Below are 21,797 nucleotides of genomic sequence, written 5' to 3' on the forward strand. Positions count from 1 at the left end.
GGGGGGCTCGCCATGCGGGGCCGCCGCTCTTATCTCGGGAGCGCCATGATCCGCTTTCTCGTTTCCCTCGCCGCGCTCTTCGCGCTCTTCGCCCCTGCCGCCGCGCAGACCGGCCCCGTGGTCGAAACGGACCATGCCGCCTCGCGGCTGATCGCCGAGCGGGAGGGCGCGGTGCCCGGAGAGACCGCATGGATCGCGCTGCGCCAAGAGCTTGAGGAGCATTGGCACGTCTATTGGCGCAATCCCGGCGATTCGGGCCTGCCGCTGGAGATCGACTGGACCCTGCCCGAGGGCTTCGAGGCGGGCGAGGTCATCTATCCGCTGCCCCACCGCCTGCCGCTGGGGCCGCTCGTCAATTACGGCCATGAGGGCGAGCCGGTCTTCCTCGTTCCGCTCAGCGTGCCCGAAACGGCGCAAGCCGGAGAGACCGCGCGGATCGTTGCGGAGGCGAACTGGCTCATCTGCGCCGATGTCTGCGTGCCCGAACAGGCGCGGTTGACGCTGGACCTGCCGATCATGGCCGAAGAGGCGCCGCCGGCCGCCTTCGCGCAGGAAATCGGCGAGGCGCTGGCGGCGCGGCCGCGGCCTGCGCCCTTCGATGCCGCCTATGCGGCCGCCGAGGCCGGGCCGGTCCTCCGGCTCGCGGCCGATCTCGACGCGCCCGAATTCTACCCCTTCGAGCCCGCGCTGATCGAGCCTGCCGGACGCCAGGACGTCTCGCATGACGAGGGCGCGACGCTGATCGCCTTCGATGGCGGCTTCGACTATCTCGACGCGCCGCCCGAAACGCTAGAGGGGCTCGTCGTCACCGGCAGCGGCGCGAACCGGCAGGGCTACATCGTCGAGGCGATGCGCGCAGAGGAGGGCGCCGCCTTCGCCTCGGCTCCTGCGCCCGCGCCCCTTACCGCTGGCGGAGGAGCGGGGCCGGCCCCCGCGGCCCTCGGCGCGACTTTGCTCTTCGCCTTCCTGGGCGGCTTGATCCTCAACGTCATGCCCTGCGTCTTTCCGGTGGTCTTCATGAAGGCGGCGAGCCTTGCGGGCAGCGCGGGCCATGAGCGCGCGGTCGTGCGGCGCCACGGCGTCCTCTATACGGCGGGCGTCCTCGCCACCTTCCTCGCCATCGCGGGCGTGCTGATCGCCCTGCGCGCCGGCGGCGAGCAGCTCGGCTGGGGCTTCCAGCTCCAGAATCCGGTCGTGGTCGGCCTCTTCGCCGTCATCATCCTTCTCGTGGGTCTGAACCTCGCGGGGCTCTTCGAGGTCGGCACCTCGGTCCAGGGGCTCGGGCAGGGGCTCACCCAGCGCGGAGGGAATGCGGGCGCCTTCTTCACCGGCATGCTGGCCGTCGCCGTGGCCGCGCCCTGCATCGGGCCCTTCCTCGGCGTGCCGGTGGGCTATGCGCTGGCGCAGCCCGCTATGATCGGCCTTCTCGTCTTCGCCGTGGTCGGCCTGGGGCTCGCCGCGCCCTATCTCCTCTTGTCGATCGTGCCGGTGCTGGGGCGCCTCCTGCCCAAGCCCGGGCCGTGGATGGTCACCTTCAAGCAGCTCCTCTCCTTCGCGATGTTCGGCACTCTGGTCTGGCTCGCCTGGGTCCTGAGCCTTCAGGCGGGGCCGCAGGGCGTGCTCCTCCTCGGCGTCGCGCTGGTCCTCGCCGCCTTCGCCGCCTGGGCCTTCGGGCGGTCGCAGGGCGGCAGCCGGGGCTGGCGCGTCGCGGCGCTGGCGGGGCTCGTCCTCGCTCTCCTGCCGCTGGCGCGCGTCGAGACGGTCGTGCCGCAAGCCATCGCCGCCGAGACCGATGACCGCTCCAAGCTGCCGACCGTGCCCTATGGCGAGGAGCGGCTGGCCGAGCTGCGCGCCGAAGGCGTGCCGGTCTTCGTCGACTTCACCGCCGCATGGTGCGTGACCTGCCAGGTCAACAAGCAGACCGTCCTCAACCGGCGCGAGGTGATCGACGCTTTCCATGAGCGCGGCGTGCGCTACATGGTGGCCGACTGGACGGTGCAGGATCCGGAAATCACACGCGCGCTGGAAGCGCAGGGTCGCAGCGGCGTGCCGCTCTATCTATACTATGCCCCGGGGGCGGAGGCCGCGCGCGTCCTGCCGCAAGTGCTCAGCGTGGATGGCGTGATCGGCCTGTTCGACGATCTGGAGAAAACCGCATGAAGACCCTGTTCTCAGTTTTCGGCGCCGCCCTGCTTCTCGGCGGATCGGCGCTCGCCCAGCAGGTCGGCGACCCCGCCCCTGCCTTCGAGGCCGAGACGACGGCCGGCGAGACCATCTCGCTGAGCGATTTCGAGGGCCGCAAGGTCGTCCTCGAATGGACCAATGCCGAATGCCCCTTCGTGCAGAAGCATTACGGCGCCAACAACATGCAGTCGCTGCAGAAGCGCATGACCGCGGACGGCACGGTCTGGATCACCGTGAACTCCTCCGCGCCCGGAAAGCAGGGCCATGTCACCCCCGAGGACGCCGATCGGCTGACCGAGGAGCGCGGCGCCGCGCCGACCCATGTCGTCCTCGACGAGGACGGCGCGATCGGCCGGGCCTATGGCGCGAAGACGACGCCGCACATGTATGTCATCGATGAGGAAGGGGTCCTGCGCTATAACGGCGCCATCGACACCATTCCCTCGACGGACCAGGCGGACGTTCCGCGTGCGGAAAACTATGTCGTGGCCGCGCTCGACAGCCTCGACAGGGGGCAGGCGGTGGTCACCTCGCGCACGCAGCCCTATGGCTGCTCGGTGAAGTACTGATCCAAAAGCCGGAGCCTCTAGGCCCCGGAGGACTGCCTCAAGCCCCCGCAGCCCGCTGCGGGGGCCTTTTCACGAAGGAGAGCCCGATGACCGCCCGCACCGAACTGCCCGAATGGAATGCCCTGAAGGCCCTCGCCGGCACGGATGGCGAAAGGCATCTGCGCGATCTCTTCGCCGAGGACGAAGAGCGCTTCTCGCGCTTTTCGGGCGAGGCCGCGGGCCTCTTCGTCGACTATTCCAAGACGCGCATCACCGAGGACGTGCGCGACGCGCTCCTCGCCCTGTCGCGGGCCTGCGGCGTCGAGGCGCGGCGCGACGCCATGTTCGGCGGGACGGCCATCAACGAGACCGAAGGCCGCGCGGTCCTCCATGTCGCCCTGCGGGCGCAGGAGGAGGGGCGTCATCTCGTGGAAGGCCGGGACGTGCTGCCCGATGTGCGGGCCGAGCTGTCCCGCATGGAAAGCTTCTGCGGCAAGATCCATTCCGGCGAGCACAAGGGCCATACCGGCAAGCCGCTCGACACGGTCGTCAATATCGGGATCGGCGGCTCGGATCTCGGCCCCGTCATGGTGACCGAGGCGCTGGCGCCCTATGCCCTGAAGGGGCGCAAGGTGCATTTCGTCTCCAATGTCGACGGCACCCATCTGGCCGAGACGCTGCGCCGGATCGACCCGGAAACCACGCTCTTCGTCGTCGCCTCCAAGACCTTCACCACGCAGGAAACGATGACCAATGCGCACAGCGCGCGGGCCTGGTTCCTGGAGCAGGGGGCGTCCGAAGACGACGTCGCCAAGCATTTCGTCGCGCTGTCCACGAATGAGGAGGGCGTGCGCGAATTCGGCATCGACACCTCCAACATGTTCCGCTTCTGGGACTGGGTCGGCGGGCGCTATTCCTTGTGGTCGGCCATCGGCCTGCCGATCGCGCTGCAGATCGGCTGGACGAATTTCGAGAGCCTCCTTTTGGGCGCGAGGGGAATGGACGAGCATTTCCGCACCGCGCCCGCCCAAGAGAACCTGCCTCTCCTCCTGGGGCTGATCGATGTCTGGCACCGGAGCTTCCTCGGCATGCACGCCCATGCCGTGCTGCCCTATGACCAGTACCTGCACCGGCTGGCCGCCTATCTTCAGCAGGCGGACATGGAATCGAACGGCAAGTCGGTGACGATGAACGGCACGCCCGTCTCATACCCCACCGGGGCCATCGTCTTCGGCGAAGCGGGCACGAACGGGCAGCACGCCTTCTATCAGCTGATCCATCAGGGTACGGATGTCATTCCCTGCGACTTCCTCGCGCCCGCCCGCAGCCACAACCCGCTCGGCGACCACCACGAGAAGCTGCTGGCCAATTTCCTCGCCCAGCCCGAGGCCCTGATGCGCGGGCGGACCGAGGACGAGGCGCGGGCCGAACTGATCGAGGGCGGCGCGGATGCGGCAGAGGCCGACAGGCTGGCCCCGCACAAGGCCTTTCCGGGGAACCGGCCGACCGTGAGCATCCTGACGGAGGAGATCACGCCCGCAACGCTCGGGGCGCTGATCGCGCTCTACGAGCACCGCATCTTCGTCGCGGGCGCGGTCTGGGACATCAACAGCTTCGACCAATGGGGGGTCGAGCTCGGCAAGACGCTCGCAAAGGCGATCCTGCCCGAGCTGACGGGCGGGACGGGCGGCGCGCACGACGCGTCGACGGCGGGCCTCATCGCCCGCATCAACGCTTCGCGCGGCTGAGCCGGTTCAGCCCGCCGCCTCGCGGGCCTGGCGGCGGGCATACATGGCCGCATCGGCAGCGCTGAGCACTTCTTCCGCGCTCTTGCCGCCGTCGATCTCGCAGAGCCCGTAAGTGACCTTGAGCGGGATCGGCACGCCGTTCCACGAGCAGGCCTCCGCCTCGAACTTCTTGCCGAGGCGCGCCATCTTCAGCTCGGCGCCCTCGCGGTCGGCGAATGCGAGCAGCATGCCGAATTCGTCGCCCCCAAGGCGCCCCACGGCGTCCGTCTGGCGGATATGGGCCGTCAGGATCGAGCCCACCTGGGTGAGGAGCTGATCGCCCGCGCAGTGTCCATGCTCGTCATTGATGCCCTTGAGGCCGTCCACGTCGAGATAGACGAGGACCGCCGCATGGCCGTGGCGCTGGCGGGCGGCGACCGCGCGGCTGAGTTCGCGCACGAACGCCCTGCGGTTCAGCACGCTCAGCATCGGGTCCTGATCGGCGAGCACGGTGAGTTCGCGCACCCGCTTCTGCGACAGGGCCAGTTCGCGGCGCAGCGCTTCGACCTCCGCTTCCAGCCGCGCCATGGTGCCCGCGCCGGTCGTCCGCGCGAGCTTGAGCACGGGTTTCTTCGAATCGTTCATGACCGCTCTCCTCGGTGGGTGCCTCGGGGTGCAGAGTGAGGGGGAAAATCTGCGGAAGCGTTTCGTGATCGCGCCGGTTTCGAGTCGAATCTCTCTCGAATACAGATCGAATGCGGCGCAGCCGCGGCGGGGCTGAGGGCATGGCGGTTCCGTTTGCCATGCCGAAGCTCTAGGGAGCTGTCTGCACCGCAAGAGGGGCCGCAAGGAGAGCGCAATGGCCGAAGAGGGAGTTGAGGTCGCCATCATCATGGGCTCGACCTCGGACTGGCCGACGATGAAGGCCGCCGCCGACGTGCTGGACGCGCTCGGCGTGGCTCACGAGGACCTGATCGTGTCGGCGCACCGAACGCCGGAGCGCCTCTACGAGTTCGCCCGGAGTGCGCGCGACCGGGGCTTCAAGGTCGTGATCGCGGGCGCTGGCGGCGCGGCCCACCTGCCGGGCATGGTGGCCTCCCTGACGCCGCTGCCGGTCCTCGGCGTGCCCGTGCAATCCAAGGCCCTGTCCGGCCTCGACAGCCTTCTGTCCATCGCCCAGATGCCGGGCGGCGTGCCGGTCGGCACCCTCGCCATCGGCGAGGCGGGCGCGAAGAATGCGGGGCTTCTCGCAGCGGAAATCCTGGCCCTCGGCGATGCCGATCTCGCCGGACGCCTCGATGAGTGGCGCCGAGCGCAGACGGATGCGGTGGTCGACATGCCGCCGGTCGAGCCGCGATGAGCGCCGCCCCCCTGCCGCCGGGCTCGACGCTCGGCATTGTCGGCGTCGGGCAGCTCGGACAGATGCTGGCCGTCGCGGCCGCGCGGCTCGGTTTCCGCGTGAGGACCTTCGGCCCCGATGAGGACCCCCCCGCCGCGCGCGTCGCCCAGGCCCATATGGCGGCCCCTTACGAGGACGAGGAGGCGCTGCGCCGCTTCGCGGGCTGCGTCGATGCGGCGACCTACGAGTTCGAGAACATCCCGCCGCGCAGCGTCGCGGTCCTCCAGGACCACGTGCCCGTGCGTCCCGGCGCCGAGGTTCTGGCCGTCTGCCAGGACCGGCTCGAGGAAAAGCGCTTCTTGTCCTCCCTCGGCATTCCCGTCGCGCCGCACGCGCCGGTGGATCATCCCGGCGGTGCGGCAGAGGCGCTGCGCGCGGTCGGCGGAGAGGGCATATTGAAGACCCGCCGCTTCGGCTATGACGGCAAGGGCCAGGTGCGCCTGCGCGCGGGGGACGATCCCGCCGCCGGCTTCGCCGAAGCGGGCGGCGCGCCGGCGATCATCGAGGGGTTCGTTCCCTTCGAAGCCGAGCTGAGCCAGATCGCAGCCCGCAGCGTCGATGGCGCCATCGCCTTCTACGACACGCCGCGCAACGACCATGAGAGCGGGATCCTTCGGCGCTCGACCCTGCCTTCCGGCCTGCCCGAAGAGGTGTCGGCCCAGGCGCGGGCGCTGACGGGCAAGGTGCTCGAAGCGCTCGGCTATGTCGGCGTGATGACGCTCGAATTCTTCTGGTCGCGCGATGGCGGCCTCGTCGCCAACGAGATCGCGCCGCGGGTTCACAATTCGGGGCACTGGACGCGCGAGGCCTGCGTCACCTCGCAGTTCGAGCAGCATGTGCGGGCGGTGATGGGATGGCCGCTCGGCGCGCCGGACCGCCAGCTCGATGCGGAGATGGTCAATCTGATCGGTGCCGATGCGGAAGACTGGCTGGCGCTGGCAAGCGAGCCGGGCGCGCGGATGACGCTCTACGGCAAGGCGGAGGCGCGGCCCGGCCGCAAGATGGGCCATGTCGTGCGCACGCGCCCGCGCCAGTAACGCTCCTCAATAGGCGAAGCGCCGCTTCGGCCTGCGCCGGAAGGGCGCGGCAAGGAGCGCGAAGAGTGCATAGAGGAGGACGAAGCCGCCGCCGGCATAGCCCGCGCCCTCCGGCGTCGTGGGCATGGCGGGCTGGTAGCTGTCCCAGGCGCTCTGCGCGATCTCGGGCCTGACCTCCCGCGCCAGGACCAGCGGCCGCATCCAGGGCTGCGCCGCGTTGAGGGCCGCCTGATGGGCCTGCAATGTGGTCAGCCGGGCGATATCGGCATTGATGCCGTCGCAGAGCGCGCCGAGCAGGCGTTCGGCCACGCTGCATTCGTCGAGGGCCCGGGTCCGGTCATAGCCGATGCGGGAGATGTTCTCGTCGAAGCGGGCGACGATGATCTCGAGCTCGGCCACGCGCCCGGCGAGGTTCTGCCGGTACTGGCCGGTGAAGGCCGGCGCCTGGCTCGCCGCCACCGCGCCTGCGATGCCCGCCAGAAGGGCCACGAAGCGTCCGAACATGGGCCTTTCCCCGATGCCGCTCGGCGCTGAGGATGCGCCCCGAGCGCCCGCGCGGCAAGCCGGTCAGCGATAGGTCAGGAGGCTCTCCTCGCCGCGCCGTCCGAGGACGTCGAGGAATGCGTGCTCGTTGAAGCTCGACAGGGAGATTTTCCCCTTCGAATAGAACGCCTTGGTGATAGAGGCGTTCAGAAGCGGCTCGTAGAAGGCGTAGGCGTGGCTGCCCGGCAGGCCGAGCATGAAGGCGACGGCGGTTGCGATCGTGCCCCCCGAGGTGAAGACCGCGACCGTGCTGCCCGAGCCGTGGGCGGCGGTTACCGCTTCGAGCGCGGCGGCGACGCCCGCCGAATACTCGTCCCAGGACTGGATCTGGGGAACGTCGCATTCGGGCGAGACCCAATGCGTGAAGACCGCCCTCAGCGCCTTCTGGTAGTCGCGGCTCGTCGTCAGGCCCCGCTCCACCAGCGCCTTGAGCGCGGCGTCCTCTTCCATCAGGGCCGGCAGGAGGTGTTCGAGATGCTCGTCATTGCGCACCTCGTCGAAGCGCGGATCGACGGTGAGCGGCACGTCCTGCGCCTGCGCGCCGAGCGCGATCTCGGCGGTGCGCTTCTGCCGCGAGAGCTCGCCGCAATAGGCCGCGTCGATGCTTATGCCGTGATCGCGCAGATAGCCGCCGAGCACTCCGGCCTGCCGTTCGCCCAAGGGTGAGAGCTTGTCGTAATCGGCGGCGCCGAAGGACGCCTGTCCGTGGCGGATGAGATAGAGCGTGGCCATCCGCGCGCCCTAGCGGAGGGCGAAGCCCGTGCCGAGCCAGCCGCGCAGCAGCGCGGTCTTCTCGTCGAGGACGCGCACCGCGTCCTCCTCTGACCATTCGAGAAGGCGCACATCGTCGCCGGGGCGGATCTGCCCCAGAAGGTGCCGGTCGGCCCGGATCACGCGGGCCGCGCGCGGATAGCCGCCGGTCGTGCCGCAATCGGGCAGGAGCAGGATCGGCGCGCCGCCGCCGGGGCACTGGACCGTGCCCGGAAGGGTGGCGGCGCTGTCCATCTCGGCATCCTCGGCGAGGGTGACGGTATCGCCGTCGAGCCGCACGCCGGTCCTGTCGCTGTCCCGGCCGGCGGTCCAGCCGCTGGCGAAGAGCGCGCCCTGGCTTTCGGGGCTCAGCCGGTCCCATTCGGGTCCCAGCGTCGCGCGCAGGGTCCAGCGGTGGAGGAAGGGCTGGCGCAGCGCCTCCGGGGTGACGCGCGCCTCGAGCGGTGCCGCAGGCCCCGTGGCGAGGCGGTCGCCTTCCTTCAGCGCCCGTCCCTCATGCCCGCCAAAGCCCGCCCGCAGGTCGGTCGAGCGGCTGCCGAATGCGGTCTGGCCTTCGAGCCCGCCCGCTATGGCGAGATAGGTCCGGCAGCCGAGCCGGGGCGGGGAGAGCGTCAGGACCTGACCGGCCTGCGCCTGAAGCGTCTCATGGTCCGGCACGGCGGTCTCGCCGAGGCGCGCCTCGCAGGGAGCCCCGGCGAGGGCGAAGGCGGTGTCCGCCAAAAAGCGCAGGGCCATGCCGCTGAGCGTGGCTTCGAGCGCGGGCGCGCCCGGCGGATTGCCGACGAGCGCATTGGCCAGCGCATGGGACAGGGGATCGGCGGGCCCGCCCGAAGCGAGGCCCTGATGGCGCAGGCCGGCTCGCGGCTCCGCCTGCACGCTGGTCTGGAGGCCGGGAGAGAGGATCTCGATCATGAGGCTTCGAAGGATACGGTGTCGCCCGCGCGAAGGAGCGGGCCGTCCTCGCCCCAGAGTGGAACCGAGACGCGGCCGATCAGCGGCCAGCCGCCGGGGCTCTGAAGGGCATAGAGGCCGGTGCGCCCTCCCGCGAGGCCGACGCTGCCCGCGGCCACGCGCGGCCTCGGGCGGGACAGGCGCGCCGCGGGCAGGTCTCCGGCCCCGTCGAGATAGGCGAAGCCCGGCATGAAGCCGATCAGCGCGACCTTGTGGGTCGCGGCGCCGTGCCGGGCGACGACCTCGTCCTCGCTCAGCCGCAGGGTCTGCGCGACGGCTTCGAGGTCGGGTCCTGCTTCGCCGCCATAGCGGATGGCGAGGCGGTGATGGCGGGGGTCCGTTCCCTGGGTGGGCGCGGGCCGGGACAGCGCCTCGGACAGGCGGCTCATGGCCTCCTCGCGGGGCAGGCGCAGCGGATCGAAGCTGACCGTCAGGCTGGATAGCCCCGGCACGACCTCCTCGAAGAGGCCGAGCGCGCGCAGCGCCTCCGCTCGCGCGGCCAGCGACGCTGGAAGCTCGTCGAGCGCGACGGTCAGCGCATCGTCTCCGAGAGCCCGCAACTCAACCATGCGGCGGCCTCACATCGACGCCTGCGGCCTTAAGCGCCGCGCGCAGGCGCCTGGCGCTCATCGCCGCGCCCCTCGTGTCGCCGTGCAGGCAGAGCGTCTTGACGTCGAGGGTCAGCGGATCACCGTCCGTCCGCAGCGGCGCGCGGGTGGCGAGGGTGACGGCCTGTGCGGCCTGCGCCGCCTCGTCCTCGATCACCGCGCCCGCTTCGGATCGCGGCGTGAGGGTTCCGTCTTCCCGATAGCGGCGGTCGGCGAAGCCCTCTCCGATGAACCGCACCCGGCCTTCGGCCATCCGCGCGAGAGGGCTGTCCGCGAGGCCGTAGAGCGGCAGGCGTTCTTCCTCGCAGAGGCGCAGGACGGCTTCGGCGAGGGCGCCGCCCTTGGCCGCATCGTTGTAGAGCGCGCCATGCGGCTTGATATGCGACAGCGCGATGCCCACGGCATCGCCCGCCGCGCGCAGCGCCGCGAGCTGTTCCTTCAGGAGCGGCAGCAGGATCTCCGGCTGGATATCCATGCTGCGCCGGCCGAACCCCTCGCGGTCGGGATAGGAGGGGTGGGCGCCGGGCAGGACGCCCGCCGCCTTCGCCGCGCCGAGCGCGGCATGCATGGTGTCCTCGTCGCCCGCATGGCCGCCGCAGGCGATCGAGCAGCTCGTCACCTGCGAAAGGATGGCGGCGTCGAGCGCGCGGCCCTCCTCGCCCGGCAACTCGCCGAGATCGGCGTTGAGGTCGATTCTCACGCCTCCTCCACCGGCCGGTTCATCCAGCGGAAGACGGGCTTGAGCGGGAAGGCCCAGACCGTGCCCGCGACGATGTAGAAGACGAGATAGACTGCCCAGTGATCGGGCAGGTGGTCCGAGATCCACAGGACGAGGCCCATATAGAGAAGGAGCGCAGGGCCGAAGGCGAGCATGCCGATCAGCTTCTTGGTCCGCGGCGACATCGCGATTCTTCGGTCCCTTGTGGCGTCTCGTCCCCTTCATCTGGGGCGCGGCGCTCTTATAACCATCCCATGAACGCGCAGAACCCCCCGGCCGGAGCGCCGCCCCGCATCGTCCGCGACTGGCTGGCCGTGATGGCCGGCCTGATCGCGATCATGGTCGTGGTCGGCGGCGCGACGCGCCTGACGGATTCAGGGCTGTCCATCGTCCAGTGGGACCTGATCATGGGGACGCTGCCGCCCCTGTCGGCGGCGGACTGGGAAGAGGCCTTCGCGCAATACCGGCAGATCCCCGAATACGAACTCGTCAATGCGGGCATGTCGCTGCACGAGTTCAAGTCGATCTTCTGGTGGGAATGGGCGCACCGGAATCTCGGGCGCTTCATTGGGCTGGCCTTCGCGCTGCCGCTCTTGTGGTTCAGCGCGCGGGGGCTGGTCCGGGGCAATCTGCGCTGGCGGCTCTGGGGCCTCTTCGCGCTGGTCTGCCTTCAGGGCGCGATCGGCTGGTTCATGGTGTCGTCCGGCCTGTCCGAGCGGGTGGATGTCAGCCAGTACCGCCTGGCCCTGCATCTCGGCACGGCCTTCGTCCTGTTCGGCCTCGTCGTGTGGCAGGTGCTGGCGCTGTCCCGTCCGCGCGGCACGGGGGCCGGGGCGCGCCTGGGCGGGTTCGCGGTCTTCATGCTCTGCGCGGTGTTCGCACAGATTATTCTCGGCGCCTTCGTCGCGGGGCTGCGGGCCGGTCTCACCTATAATAGCTGGCCCCTGATGGATGGCGGCTTCTTGCCGGATGCCTATTTCGGCGAGCCCGCCCGCTTCGCCGATCTCTTCGAGCGCATCGCGGCGGTGCAGTTCAATCACCGCCTGGGCGCCTATCTCCTCTTCGCGCTCGCTGGCGCCTTCGCCTGGCGCTGCTACAGGGCGGGGCCCGCCTATCGCAGATATGGCGCGAGCATGTTCGGCGCCGTGACGGTCCAGGCGCTGATCGGCATCTGGACGCTGGTCGCGGTGGTCCCGCTGCCCCTCGGCCTCCTGCACCAGGCCGGCGCGCTCGGCGTCCTGACCGTGGCGGTCTGGTCGGTCTATGCCCTCAGTCCTGCCCGCCGGCGCGCGACAGATCCGGCACGGCGGGGCGGACATCGAAGCGCGGCGCATCCACATCCGGCTCCGGCCCCGTAGCCGCTTCGGGCACGGTGGGGCCGCCTTCGGGACGGCCTTCGGCGTTCAGGGACCGCCGCGCCACCGTGGTCGTCTCCTCGATGCCGAGCGCGCGGGCGAGCCCCGCCCAGGGCAGAAGCTTCAGCGCGCCTTCCGCGTCGAGCACCGCGACCACGCCGTCGCGGTAGATGCTGCCGAAATTGCCCGAGCCCGCAGCGAGCACGGCGATGGCGGCGTCATCTGTCACGCCCTCGCGCTGCGGCGCGGTCCTCGCCGCCTCCGCACCGTCCTCGAGAGGGAAGGGCAGGGCGCGGATCGTGCCGTCCGCGCCGCCTGCGAGGAGATAGCCTCCGCTCTCGCTCACCGTGACGGCGGCGAGGGCGGTCGCGGGCGTCCCGCCGAACAGGTCGCCATAGCCGTCGCTTTCGCCGTCAGGAGAGAGTTCCGCGACGCCGCCATCGGCGCTCAGGACGAAGAAGCCTTCCCGCGAGGCGGCGCAGCCGGCCGCGCCGTCCAGCGCAGGAACCGGCTCGGCGACCGCCGCATTCCCGCCGAGCGTAACGCCGTAAAGGCTCGCTGCCCCGTCGGCGGAGACGCGCAGGACCGTGCCGCCGAGCGCGCAGAGCGCTCTCGTTCCGCCAGGCGCGGGCACCGCCGCGACCTCCGCGAAGCTGCGGTCCGGCGCGACGCTATAGAAGGCGATCTCTCCGCCGCGTCCAGCAGCGGCGAGAGTGTTCGAAGGATCGCCGTCGTCCGGATAGCTCACGGCCACGCCGCCGCTGAAATCGCCCTCGACAGAACTCAGCGTCACACCGGAATCAACCGGAATGACGGCCAGGCCCGCCTCTCCGTTCGCGGCGAGGACGGCGCTCTCGAAGGAGAGGGTGGGATGCTGCCAGACGGCGAGGCCCGACACCGCGCTTTCGAAGCTGCCGAGCGTATCGGTGTAGATGGCGCGGGGCGCGGGGCGCTCGGGCCGCTGGCGCAGAGGCTCGCCCAGCGTGATCTCCTCGGGCCTCTCCGCAGCCTCGGGCACGGCGACCTCCGCTTCGTCCCCGCCGCAGGCGGCGAGCGTCAGGGCGAGAAGGCTGGTCGCGAGCAGCGGTCTGATCATGGGGAAGAGTCCTTCGAAAGAAAGCGGCGCCCTTCTAACACATGGAAACCACAAGGCTATCCGGACCGCTCCGGGAATGGGGTAGCAGGATACCACATGGCTAGCGGCCTGTTCGCGCATGATTTCTCCGAGCCGTGTTGACAAGTTCGCGCGCGGGCCGTACTGGCCCGGCCTTCGGAACAACACGCAACAGAAGGGTCCGGCATGCAGACCGAGGCCAGCAAGACCTACAACACCAAACCCGCCGACATCGAGAAGAAGTGGGTGCTGATCGACGCGGAGAAGCTCGTCGTCGGCCGCCTCGCCTCGATCATCGCCCTGCGCCTGCGCGGCAAGCACCTGCCGACCTTCACGCCGCATGTGGACGATGGCGACCATGTCGTCGTCATCAATGCCGAGAAGGTCGCCTTCACCGGCCGCAAGCGCGAGAAGCAGACCTATTACAAGCACACCGGCTATCCGGGCGGCCTCAAATCCGTCACCGCCGACAAGGTGCTCGAAGGCCGCTTCCCCGAGCGCGTCCTGCACAAGGCCGTCGAGCGCATGATGCCCAAGGAGAGCCCGCTCGCGCGGCGCCAGATGAAGCATCTGCACATCTATGCCGGCTCCGAGCACCCGCACGAGGCGCAGAAGCCCGAAGTGCTCGACGTCGCTGCCATGAACGCCAAGAACACGCTCCGCGGCTGAGGAACGAGAGATTATGTCTGAGACCACTGCGGGCCTCGAAGGCCTCAAAGACCTCGCCGCCGACGCCGGCGTCATCTCCGAAGAGGCGGCGCAGGACGATTACGTCCCCGCCGAGCCGAAGATCGACGAGCAGGGCCGCTCCTACGCCACCGGCAAGCGCAAGACGGCCGTCGCGCGCGTCTGGATCAAGCCCGGCAACGGCAAGATCATCGTCAACAAGAAGGACTACACCGAATATTTCGGCCGTCCGGTCCTTCAGATGATCCTGCGCCAGCCGCTCGACGCGGCCGACCGCAAGGACCAGTTCGACGTCTACTGCACCGTCAAGGGCTCCGGCCCCTCGGGACAGGCGGGCGCCGTGCGCCACGGCATCTCCCGCGCGCTGACCTATTACGAGCCGGGCCTGCGCCCCGTGCTCAAGAAGGGCGGCTTCCTGACCCGCGACTCCCGTGCGGTCGAGCGGAAGAAATACGGCAAGGCGAAAGCCCGCCGGAGCTTCCAGTTCTCCAAGCGCTGAGGCGCCGAGACTTTCCGACCAAGGCAAAGCCCCGCTCCGGCGGGGCTTTTCTTTTCCGGTCCCTCACGCCGCGCTCTCATCCCGGCCGGCGGGCCGCCGCCGCCGTGCCGCGCGCTTGCGGTAGCGGCTGCGCTTCAGGCGCCGGCGCGAGCGGTCGCGGATGCCCGAAAGCTCCGATTCCGGCGGGAAGTAGCCGAACATGATCTCCTCCACTTGACGGGCGGCCCCGATGACCATCCTCGCGATGAAGTCGGATGGCGGGCCGTCATGCGGAAGAGGAATAGGCAAAGCCGATCGCGACCGTCCGCGCCGCCGATCATGTCTCGACCGTGACGCTCGGAAAGACTGCGCCGACGGTCTCCCGGATCTGGGCGGCGAGCAGGCGATAGGCGGGCGGGTCGCCCGCGCTCCTGCGCCAGGCGAGGCCGATCGAGCGGGTGATCGGCCGCCTTGGCCGCAGGATCACGACATCGCCGGCATCGCGCACCTCCGAAGCGACATAGAGCGCTGGCAGGAAGGTTGCGCCCATTCCCATCGCCACCATCTGGCGCAGTGCGTCGAGGCTCGTGCCTTCGTAATCGCGGCGCGGGTGCGCGCCATGCGCCTTGCAAAGAGCGATGACTTGGTCGTGCAGATGGTAGCGTTCGCCGAGCGACAGGACATCGAGGCCTGCAAGATCGCCCGGCTCAAACGGCCCAGACGCTGCGAGGGGATGGTCTCCGGCGACGGCGAGATAGAGCGGCTCGCGGAACAGGCGGGCGGCGGTCAGGTCGGCGCTGCCGAGCGGAAGCTGCGCCAGCATCACGTCATGGCGCCCCTCGGCGAGTTCCCGCTCGAGATCGACCTGCGCGCCCTCCCGGATGATCAGACCCAGCGCGTCGTGATCGGCATGCAGCCTCTTGACGACATGGGGCAGGAGATAGGGCCCCAGGGTCGGCTTGACGCCGAGCCGCAACGTGCCGCGCAGTCCGGTTTCGGCCGTCAGGTCCCGAAGCGCCCGCACTTCGTCGAGGATGGCTGTCGCACGTGCCGCCACCTCGCGCCCGAGCGGCGTCAGGGCGACAGTGCCCCCGCCGCGTTCCACGAGCCGAACCCCGAGAGCGCTTTCGAGCTGCTGGATCTGCTGGCTGAGCGAAGGCTGGCTGATGCCGCACCGCTCGGCGGCCTTGCGGAAGTTCAGGGTGTGGGACAGTGCCGTGAGATAGCGCAGCTGCCGCAGGGTAGGCTCGGCCATGACACCACTCCCCGATAGAGAAAGCCTATGAGCATTTGAGGCATCGCCGTCTTTCGCGCCAGAGCGGTCACCACGATCTGCATCGGGTCACCAAGCCGAGGAGGCCGGATCATGAGCGCAGTCGCAAATGCCCATCTGATAGCGAGCGAGGCACGTCACCGGGCCGCGGACCGGGCCGTCGCCGAGGAGGCGCGCCGGCCGCTGCCCGATCAGCTGCGGCTCCAGGCTCTCAAGAAAAGGCGCCTCTACCTCAAGCAGAAGCTGACCTGGCTGCGCATCGCGGCCGAGCGCAACGCGCTGACGGCCTGAGACCGTCCATGCCGAGCGCCGCGGCCGCCTCCCCTCCTGTGCTGACCAGCCGGATCCGCGACTTCCTGCGGATGGAGGCCTCGGGCGGCATCATGCTCGCGGCGGCCGCGGCGCTCGCTCTCCTGATCAGCAATTCGGCGCTCCGTTCTGCCTATGTGGCGCTCCTGGAGACGCCGGTCAGCGTACGGATCGGGAGTCTCCTGCTCGACAAGCCCCTGCTGCTCTGGGTGAATGACGGCCTGATGGCCGTGTTCTTCTTTCTTGTGGGCCTCGAGATCAAAAGAGAGGTCCTGAAGGGCGAGCTGTCGAGCCTGTCGCGCGCCGCCCTGCCGATCTTCGCTGCGATCGGCGGCATGGCCGTGCCGGCCCTGATCTATGCGGGGGTGAACTGGAACAATGCGGAGGCGCTGCGGGGCTGGGCCATTCCCGCCGCCACGGACATAGCCTTCGCCCTCGGCATACTCGCCGTTCTGGGACGCCGCGTGCCCGTCTCGCTGAAGGTCTTCCTGCTCGCCGTCGCGATCATCGACGACCTTGGGGCGATCGTCATCATCGCTCTGTTCTATACGAGTGAGCTGTCCCTGCTGGCCCTCGGCCTCGCAAGCGGCGGCCTTGTCATCTTGATCGGCTTCAACGTCGCCGGCGTGCGGCGCGCCGCCCCCTATCTCCTGATCGGGATCGTGATGTGGGTGTGCGTGTTGAAGTCCGGCGTCCACGCCACGCTGGCCGGCGTGCTGGTCGCGCTGACCATTCCGATGCGGGCCACCTCCGAGGAGGCGCCCGCTCCGCTCTACCGGATCGAGCACGGCCTGCACCCCTGGGTCGCCTTTCTCATCCTGCCCGTCTTCGCCTTCGCCAATGCCGGCGTGAGCTTCGCCGGCCTGACGCCGGCGGCCCTTCTCGCCCCCGTGCCGCTCGGCATCCTGCTCGGCCTTTTCGTGGGAAAGCAGCTGGGCGTGATGGGCGCATCCTGGCTGGCGGTCAGGGCGGGGCTTGCGCGGCTGCCCGAAGGCCTCAGCTGGGCGATGCTCTACGGCGCTGCCTGCCTTACGGGGGTGGGCTTCACCATGAGCCTGTTCATCGGCTCTCTGGCCTTCGAAACGCCCGAGCAGCGCGATGCGGTCCGTCTCGGCGTGGTCGGCGGATCGCTCCTTTCGGCGCTGCTCGGCTATGGCGTCCTGCGCCTGGCCAGCCGCCTGCACGCCGGGGCGGCGCAGGGTGGTCGGCCTGCGCTATCCTCCTAGCTTCTGCAGGTCAGGAGGACGCGAATGCCGAGCGCAGAGCTAGGACCGATCAGCGACTATTCCGAGAACACGCCTGCCAAGGCGAGCGGCGGTGGGCGCGAATTCGTCGTGGTGCGCAGGGGAGAGGGCGCCTTCGTCCTCGATCACGCCTGCCAGCACCTCGGCGCGCCGATGTCCGACGGCCTCGTCGAGGGCGACACGCTCGTCTGCCCCTGGCACCGGGCGGTCTATGCCCTCGGCACCGGCGCATTGCTGGAACCGCCGGGCTGCAACCAGCAGCGCGCCTACAAGACGCAGGTCAAGGACGGCATCCTGATCGCGAGCTGGGAGGAGGACGAGGCGCCGCATCCCGCGCCGCCCATGGCCTCCGCCGGGAGCGACAAGCGGCGCTTCGGGATCCTGGGCGCGGGCGCGGCCGGGCTCACCGCCGCCGAGGCGCTGCGCGAATACGGATTCGAAGGCGAGATCGTCCTCGTCGACGGCGAGGAATCCTCTCCTTACGACCGCACCAAGCTCTCAAAGGGGCTGGTGGAGGAAGACGAGGTTCCGCGCCTGCGCGGGGAGCGCTTCCTCGCGCAGCACGACATCTCGCCGCTCAGGGCGACCGTGACCGTGATCGACCTGCCCTCGCGCACCCTGCAATTCGAGGAGGGCGAGGATCTGCATTGCGACGGGCTCATCCTCGCGCCGGGCTCCGAGCCGCGCCGTCTGGACCTGCCGGGCGCGGACCTCCAGCGGGTCGTCACCCTGCGCTCGGCCGCCGATGCGCTGACGCTCAAGGACTATGTCCAGGGCGCCAAGCGCGCCGCGGTGATCGGCAGCGGCTTCATCGGGATGGAGCTGGCGACGGTGCTGCGGAACCAGGACCTGCCGGTGACCATCGTGGCGCGGGACGAGATCCCCTTCGAGAAGATTCTCGGCGAGCGGATCGGCCGCCGCCTGCGCCGCGAGCAGGAAGAGGCGGGCGTCACCTATGCGGGCGGCGCGGAGATCGAGGAGTTCGAGGGCGAGGAGCAGGTGCGCGCCGTCAACCTCAAGGACGGGCGCCGGATCGAGGCCGATCTCGTCGTCATGGCTGTGGGCGTCTCGCCCCGCACGGACCTCCTGAACGTCGAAAAGGAGGAGGATGGCGGCATCCTGACCGATGCCGCGCTGCGCCTGCCCGATGTGGAGGGCGTCGTCCTGGCGGGCGACATCGCCCATCTGCCCGGCCCCTGGGGGCCGATCCGGGTCGAGCACTGGCGCTGGGCCCAGCAGCTCGGCCGCCTCGCCGCGCGCAGCCTCCTGGGCCAGGAGGTCGCCTATGAGGGCGCGCCCTTCTTCTGGACCAAGCAGCAGGCGCCCGGCTCCTATGTCTATTTCGGCCATGCCGAGGGCTTCGACGAGATCCGCTATGAGGGGGAGCCCGATGCCGGCAAGGATTTCGCGGCCTATTATTTCAAGGACGGCAAGGTGATGGCCGTGTTCGGCCACGGCATGACCGATTCCCTGTCCGCGCTGGAGCGGCGGATGGCGCGGGAAGGGCCGTTGCCGGCGGAGGTGGCGGCAGGCGCCTCAGCCTAGGGGGCCGAAGATCCGCTGCCAGCTGACGCGCAGCGCGGCATCGGCCTCGTCCATCGTCACCGGATGGCCGAGATCGACGAGGCTGGTGACGCCGAGGCCCTCCTCGGCGATGCCGCAGGGCGTGATGCCGCCGAAATGGGAAAGGTCGGGCTCGACGTTCAGCGCGATGCCGTGAAAGCTGACCCAGCGGCGGATGCGCACGCCGATCGCCGCGATCTTGTCTTCGCGCCGCGGGCCGCCTGGCCGCGTCCTGTCGACCCAGACGCCGACCCGTCCCTCGCGCAGCTCGCCCTTTATGCCGAACTCGTCGAGCGCCCCGATGATCCAGGCCTCGAGATCGCGCACGAAGCAGCGCACGTCGCGCTTCCGCTTGCGCAGGTCGAGCATGACATAGGCCACGCGCTGTCCCGGTCCGTGATAGGTATACTGGCCCCCGCGCGCGGAGGGGAAGACGGGGAAGCGCTGCGGATCGAGGAGGTCGCCGGGCTTCGCCGAAGTGCCGGCGGTGTAAAGGGGCGGGTGCTCGAGGAGCCAGACCTGCTCGCCCACCATCCCCTCATGCATGGCGGCGACATGCGCCTCCATCTCCGCCACCGCCTGAGGATAGGCGATGCGGCCCGGGCTGACCCGCCATTCGGCGGGGGCGTCCGACCAGTTCGGAGAGCATGCGCGATCCATCGGCTCCGCTTACAGCGTCTTTCTTTCCCGGCAAGGCGAGAAGGGGGTTCACAGAGCCGATTCACCGCGCTATCTGCCCGCTTCCGCGAGGGCATCGCCCCTCGCCAGTGCGGTCGTGGCGGAATTGGTAGACGCGCAGCGTTGAGGTCGCTGTCCGGTAACACGGGTGGAAGTTCGAGTCTTCTCGACCGCACCATATTTAGCTTCTTGCGTTCTCTCTAAATAACTGAATTTCCTAGCAAACTGTTGGGGGCGTGCTCTCTGGCGCGCCTTGCTCGCACTGGTTGTGATACAAATTGCATACATTCTGTGATACAAGGCGGGCATGGTCTCGCCGAAGAAGTCCGATCGTCATCTCCTGCTACGGGGAACCACCTGGCACTACCAACGCCGGGTACCGAAGCGTTTCCAGCGTTTCGATCCACGCCGCTTCGTGCGCGAGACGCTGAACACGGAGTCGCTCGAGCTGGCCCGCCTACGGCGGGACGAGCTAGCCCGCGCCGACGACGAGTACTGGGCTTCACTCGCTATGGCCGATGCGGCGGTAGGAGAGGGCGGGCCGGGCGCCGCTAAAGTCGCTCGTCAGCACTACGCTGCTGCGAAGGCCCAGGCGCTCGCCATGGGCTTCACCTACAAACCGATGGCGACCCTTCTGCGCGACCCCGATCCCGACGAGATCGCCCGGCGCATGTTGGCCCTGCGGCCAGCCATCGACAGTGACGCACCTTCCGCTGCCTTCAAGGCCGATGCCGTCCTCGGCGCGGTGGAGGCGCCGCGGCCGACAGTGAGCGAAGCGCTGGAGATCTACTTCGACGAGATCGCGATCGACGAGCAGTACAACAAGTCGGACCGTCAGAAGTACCAATGGCGCAAGGTCAAGCGGCTCTCGATCGCCTACTTCGTCGAGGTCGTTGGTGACATGCCGCTCACGGACATCACCCGCGATCACGCTCAGAAGTTTCATCGGTTCTGGACCGACAGGATGCTCAAGCCGAAGAAGGGCGAGCAGGCCGTCACGCCCAACACGGCAAACCGTCATCTAGGCAATGTCCGTGTTCTCTACACGTCCTACTTTCGTCATATCGGCGAGGAGGATCGGGCCAACCCGTTCCGGAACATGTTCTTCAAGGGAAAGACGCGCGCGGAGGTGCTCGCCTTCGACGACGCGTTCGTTCGCGATAACATCCTCTTGCCCGGCATGTTCAGCGGGCTCCGTCCTGACTTGCAGCTGGCAGTCTACATGTTGATCGAGACGGGGTGCCGACCGAGCGAGATCATCAACCTTCAGCCGGAGGATATTCGCTTGGACGAGGAAGTGCCGTTCATCGCGATCAAGCCCCGGCGGAAGCGAGAGATCAAGACGGAGAGCTCGATCCGGGAGATTCCGCTCGTTGGGGTCTCACTCGAAGCCGCAAAGAGGGCGCCGAGCGGGTTCCCGCACTACCATGATCGGAACGAACTCTTCTCCGCCAGCGTCATGAAAGCCTTCAAGTCGCGAGGGCTCCTACCAACGCCAGCGCACCGGGTTTACTCCTTCCGGCATGCCTTCGAGAAGCGGATGCAGGAGGCGAACATCGACTACGGTCTGCGCTGTCTCCTCATGGGTCATCGTACCGATCGGCCCGCCTACGGCGATGGCGGCAGTCTCGCCTACCGCCGAGATGAACTCATGAAGATCGTTCATCCGTATGACGAGAGACTCTTCGGGGAGTTCGACCGCTCCGTCTCCTGAGGCGGGCGTCGTCGAGGCAGGCGCGCAGGCGTAGGCGGCCGGTTTCACGTGTTTCAACAGCCCTGTCGAGGACATCGAAGAACGGAAGGTATCTTTCGCCGTGGCGAGCGACGAGTTCGGCACAGATTCGTCGCGCCTCAAGGAGGTCCTCGTCGCTTACGGCAACACAGTTCGCCGCGGTCAGTTGGCTCTCGGGCATGATGCGATGGCCTGACGCCGACCTTAACCCAGAGAAAGCGACACAGCGTGCTAGTCAGCACGCCGCCCCGCAAGGGCGCCATTCGTCACCGGATCAGTGACCGGGTTGCATGCGTAAGTGGCCCCTCCATCTATCGCGTCGCTGCAGAGATCATTCGCCCACAGATCGAGGAAGGTCTGCTTGACCGTCGCGTTGTCGGCGCGCTCAAGGCTTTCGAGGGCAAGGCGACTAAGGCCGCTCGGCGTCACCTGATCCAGCTTGATCTTGATGAGCTGGAGAAGGAGAGGACGCTCAATAGGCAAGGTCGATGCGGTATCACTGTCAGTGCTGCGTGTTCCGCCAGTCCCGATCACCTCGTCGCTTGAAAGCTCCAGCACGGCGATCAGCGCGAAGAACTGATCCGATGTCGGCGGGCGCTTGCCGTTCTCGATCCGGCAGATGCAGGTGCCGCTGGCGCCGACCTTGTCGCCGAGCTCGTCCTGCGTCCATCCGCGCCGCTTGCGTGCGAGCTGCACCCTGCTCCCGAAGCTTCGGGTAATCTCGGCGCATGCCGCGTCAACGTTCTGATCCCGTTTGGACATATCCGCGTCCCCCGGCCTTTCTCCTGGGCATCAACTTTCGGCGCAGAATCTCCGGTTGACAAGACAGAATCATCACAATCGACGAATGTCGGTGTTGCAAGCCGTTGGTTTCTCGC

Annotated in this window: 24 protein-coding genes and 1 tRNA gene; 13 read left to right on the forward strand and 12 right to left on the reverse strand. The window is 68.8% G+C overall.

Annotated features, from left to right (window positions below):
* Window positions 1–45: 45 nt before the first annotated feature.
* From IE88_RS0114270 to pgi, 3 genes are all read left to right on the forward strand, one after another.
* Window positions 46–2,160, forward strand: coding sequence for a protein-disulfide reductase DsbD family protein (locus tag IE88_RS0114270; RefSeq protein ID WP_031555735.1), 2,115 nt, complete (start codon window positions 46–48; stop codon window positions 2,158–2,160).
* Window positions 2,157–2,753: a thioredoxin family protein gene (locus tag IE88_RS0114275; RefSeq protein WP_031555736.1), complete on the forward strand. Its 597-nt coding sequence runs from the start codon at window positions 2,157–2,159 to the stop codon at window positions 2,751–2,753. Before IE88_RS0114270 ends, IE88_RS0114275 begins: the two co-directional genes overlap by 4 nt.
* An 86-nt stretch (window positions 2,754–2,839) precedes the next feature.
* The gene (gene pgi, locus IE88_RS0114280) at window positions 2,840–4,480 is read left to right on the forward strand and encodes a glucose-6-phosphate isomerase (protein ID WP_031555738.1); all 1,641 of its coding nucleotides are present in this window, start codon (window positions 2,840–2,842) and stop codon (window positions 4,478–4,480) included.
* Window positions 4,481–4,486: 6 nt separating this feature from the next.
* Here the strand turns inward: pgi and IE88_RS0114285 are convergent, their stop codons facing one another.
* Entirely contained in the window at window positions 4,487–5,104 is a 618-nt protein-coding gene (locus tag IE88_RS0114285; protein ID WP_051882313.1) for a GGDEF domain-containing protein, read from the reverse strand.
* Between the two features lie 214 nt (window positions 5,105–5,318).
* Between IE88_RS0114285 and purE the strand changes: the two genes are divergently transcribed.
* Window positions 5,319–5,819: a 5-(carboxyamino)imidazole ribonucleotide mutase gene (gene purE / locus IE88_RS0114290; RefSeq protein ID WP_031555745.1), complete on the forward strand. Its 501-nt coding sequence runs from the start codon at window positions 5,319–5,321 to the stop codon at window positions 5,817–5,819.
* A complete protein-coding gene (locus tag IE88_RS0114295; RefSeq protein ID WP_031555747.1) occupies window positions 5,816–6,895 on the forward strand; it encodes a 5-(carboxyamino)imidazole ribonucleotide synthase in 1,080 nt (359 codons plus the stop codon). Before purE ends, IE88_RS0114295 begins: the two co-directional genes overlap by 4 nt.
* Window positions 6,896–6,901: 6 nt before the next feature.
* On the opposite strand, the gene IE88_RS0114300 is transcribed toward IE88_RS0114295, so the two are convergent.
* From IE88_RS0114300 to IE88_RS0114325, 6 genes are all read right to left on the reverse strand, one after another.
* Window positions 6,902–7,399, reverse strand: coding sequence for a DUF2937 family protein (locus IE88_RS0114300; RefSeq protein WP_031555750.1), 498 nt, complete (start codon window positions 7,397–7,399; stop codon window positions 6,902–6,904).
* Between the two features lie 63 nt (window positions 7,400–7,462).
* Window positions 7,463–8,170, reverse strand: coding sequence for a histidine phosphatase family protein (locus tag IE88_RS0114305; protein ID WP_031555752.1), 708 nt, complete (start codon window positions 8,168–8,170; stop codon window positions 7,463–7,465).
* 9 nt (window positions 8,171–8,179) lie between these two features.
* Window positions 8,180–9,121: a 5-oxoprolinase subunit C family protein gene (locus IE88_RS0114310; protein WP_036767425.1), complete on the reverse strand. Its 942-nt coding sequence runs from the start codon at window positions 9,119–9,121 to the stop codon at window positions 8,180–8,182.
* Window positions 9,118–9,729: a 5-oxoprolinase subunit B family protein gene (locus tag IE88_RS0114315; protein ID WP_031555757.1), complete on the reverse strand. Its 612-nt coding sequence runs from the start codon at window positions 9,727–9,729 to the stop codon at window positions 9,118–9,120. Before IE88_RS0114315 ends, IE88_RS0114310 begins: the two co-directional genes overlap by 4 nt.
* Entirely contained in the window at window positions 9,722–10,468 is a 747-nt protein-coding gene (gene pxpA / locus IE88_RS0114320; protein ID WP_031555759.1) for a 5-oxoprolinase subunit PxpA, read from the reverse strand. Before pxpA ends, IE88_RS0114315 begins: the two co-directional genes overlap by 8 nt.
* Window positions 10,465–10,671 (reverse strand): DUF2842 domain-containing protein, encoded by a 207-nt coding sequence (locus IE88_RS0114325; RefSeq protein ID WP_031555762.1) that lies wholly within the window; start codon window positions 10,669–10,671, stop codon window positions 10,465–10,467. The genes pxpA and IE88_RS0114325 overlap by 4 nt, the downstream gene beginning before the upstream one ends.
* Window positions 10,672–10,740: 69 nt before the next feature.
* On the opposite strand from IE88_RS0114325, the gene IE88_RS0114330 reads away from it, so the two are divergent.
* Window positions 10,741–11,844, forward strand: a complete 1,104-nt coding sequence (locus IE88_RS0114330; RefSeq protein ID WP_051882315.1) for a COX15/CtaA family protein — start codon at window positions 10,741–10,743, stop codon at window positions 11,842–11,844.
* Here the strand turns inward: IE88_RS0114330 and IE88_RS0114335 are convergent.
* Window positions 11,756–12,937 carry a hypothetical protein gene (locus tag IE88_RS0114335; protein ID WP_031555767.1) on the reverse strand — a complete coding sequence of 394 codons (1,182 nt, stop codon included), beginning with the start codon at window positions 12,935–12,937 and terminating at the stop codon, window positions 11,756–11,758. The two genes, IE88_RS0114330 and IE88_RS0114335, sit on opposite strands and share 89 nt — an antisense overlap.
* A gap of 204 nt (window positions 12,938–13,141) precedes the next feature.
* Here IE88_RS0114335 and rplM point away from each other — a divergent pair, with 204 nt between their 5' ends.
* Both rplM and rpsI read left to right on the forward strand, forming a co-directional pair.
* Entirely contained in the window at window positions 13,142–13,624 is a 483-nt protein-coding gene (gene rplM / locus IE88_RS0114340) for a 50S ribosomal protein L13 (RefSeq protein ID WP_031555770.1), read from the forward strand.
* 13 nt (window positions 13,625–13,637) lie between these two features.
* Window positions 13,638–14,141, forward strand: coding sequence for a 30S ribosomal protein S9 (gene rpsI / locus IE88_RS16765; protein ID WP_036767427.1), 504 nt, complete (start codon window positions 13,638–13,640; stop codon window positions 14,139–14,141).
* 63 nt (window positions 14,142–14,204) lie between these two features.
* On the opposite strand, the gene IE88_RS18270 is transcribed toward rpsI, so the two are convergent.
* Both IE88_RS18270 and IE88_RS0114355 read right to left on the reverse strand, forming a co-directional pair.
* Complete coding sequence (locus IE88_RS18270) at window positions 14,205–14,342, reverse strand: hypothetical protein (RefSeq protein WP_156032628.1); 138 nt, start codon at window positions 14,340–14,342, stop codon at window positions 14,205–14,207.
* A gap of 115 nt (window positions 14,343–14,457) precedes the next feature.
* The gene (locus IE88_RS0114355; protein WP_031555774.1) at window positions 14,458–15,375 is read right to left on the reverse strand and encodes a hydrogen peroxide-inducible genes activator; all 918 of its coding nucleotides are present in this window, start codon (window positions 15,373–15,375) and stop codon (window positions 14,458–14,460) included.
* Window positions 15,376–15,486: 111 nt separating this feature from the next.
* Here IE88_RS0114355 and IE88_RS0114360 point away from each other — a divergent pair, with 111 nt between their 5' ends.
* Genes IE88_RS0114360 through IE88_RS0114370 form a run of 3 tightly spaced genes read left to right on the forward strand, consistent with a single transcriptional unit; the run spans window position 15,487 to window position 18,491 of the window.
* Window positions 15,487–15,684: a YdcH family protein gene (locus IE88_RS0114360; protein WP_031555776.1), complete on the forward strand. Its 198-nt coding sequence runs from the start codon at window positions 15,487–15,489 to the stop codon at window positions 15,682–15,684.
* 8 nt (window positions 15,685–15,692) lie between these two features.
* Complete coding sequence (gene nhaA / locus IE88_RS0114365; protein WP_031555778.1) at window positions 15,693–16,928, forward strand: Na+/H+ antiporter NhaA; 1,236 nt, start codon at window positions 15,693–15,695, stop codon at window positions 16,926–16,928.
* Between the two features lie 24 nt (window positions 16,929–16,952).
* Window positions 16,953–18,491, forward strand: a complete 1,539-nt coding sequence (locus tag IE88_RS0114370; protein WP_051882316.1) for an FAD-dependent oxidoreductase — start codon at window positions 16,953–16,955, stop codon at window positions 18,489–18,491.
* Here the strand turns inward: IE88_RS0114370 and lipB are convergent.
* Window positions 18,483–19,169, reverse strand: coding sequence for a lipoyl(octanoyl) transferase LipB (lipB, locus tag IE88_RS0114375; RefSeq protein ID WP_031555782.1), 687 nt, complete (start codon window positions 19,167–19,169; stop codon window positions 18,483–18,485). The genes IE88_RS0114370 and lipB overlap by 9 nt on opposite strands.
* A gap of 109 nt (window positions 19,170–19,278) precedes the next feature.
* On the opposite strand from lipB, the gene IE88_RS0114380 reads away from it, so the two are divergent.
* Together IE88_RS0114380 and IE88_RS0114385 are read left to right on the forward strand one after the other, a co-directional pair.
* Window positions 19,279–19,365 (forward strand) — tRNA-Leu (locus tag IE88_RS0114380).
* Between the two features lie 129 nt (window positions 19,366–19,494).
* Window positions 19,495–20,901, forward strand: coding sequence for a site-specific integrase (locus IE88_RS0114385; protein WP_031555785.1), 1,407 nt, complete (start codon window positions 19,495–19,497; stop codon window positions 20,899–20,901).
* Window positions 20,902–21,150: 249 nt separating this feature from the next.
* On the opposite strand, the gene IE88_RS17580 is transcribed toward IE88_RS0114385, so the two are convergent.
* Complete coding sequence (locus IE88_RS17580; RefSeq protein WP_051882317.1) at window positions 21,151–21,681, reverse strand: helix-turn-helix domain-containing protein; 531 nt, start codon at window positions 21,679–21,681, stop codon at window positions 21,151–21,153.
* Window positions 21,682–21,797 lie beyond the last annotated feature (116 nt).

It is taken from the genome of Parvularcula oceani (genome assembly GCF_000733125.1).
GTDB lineage: Bacteria > Pseudomonadota > Alphaproteobacteria > Caulobacterales > Parvularculaceae > Parvularcula > Parvularcula oceani.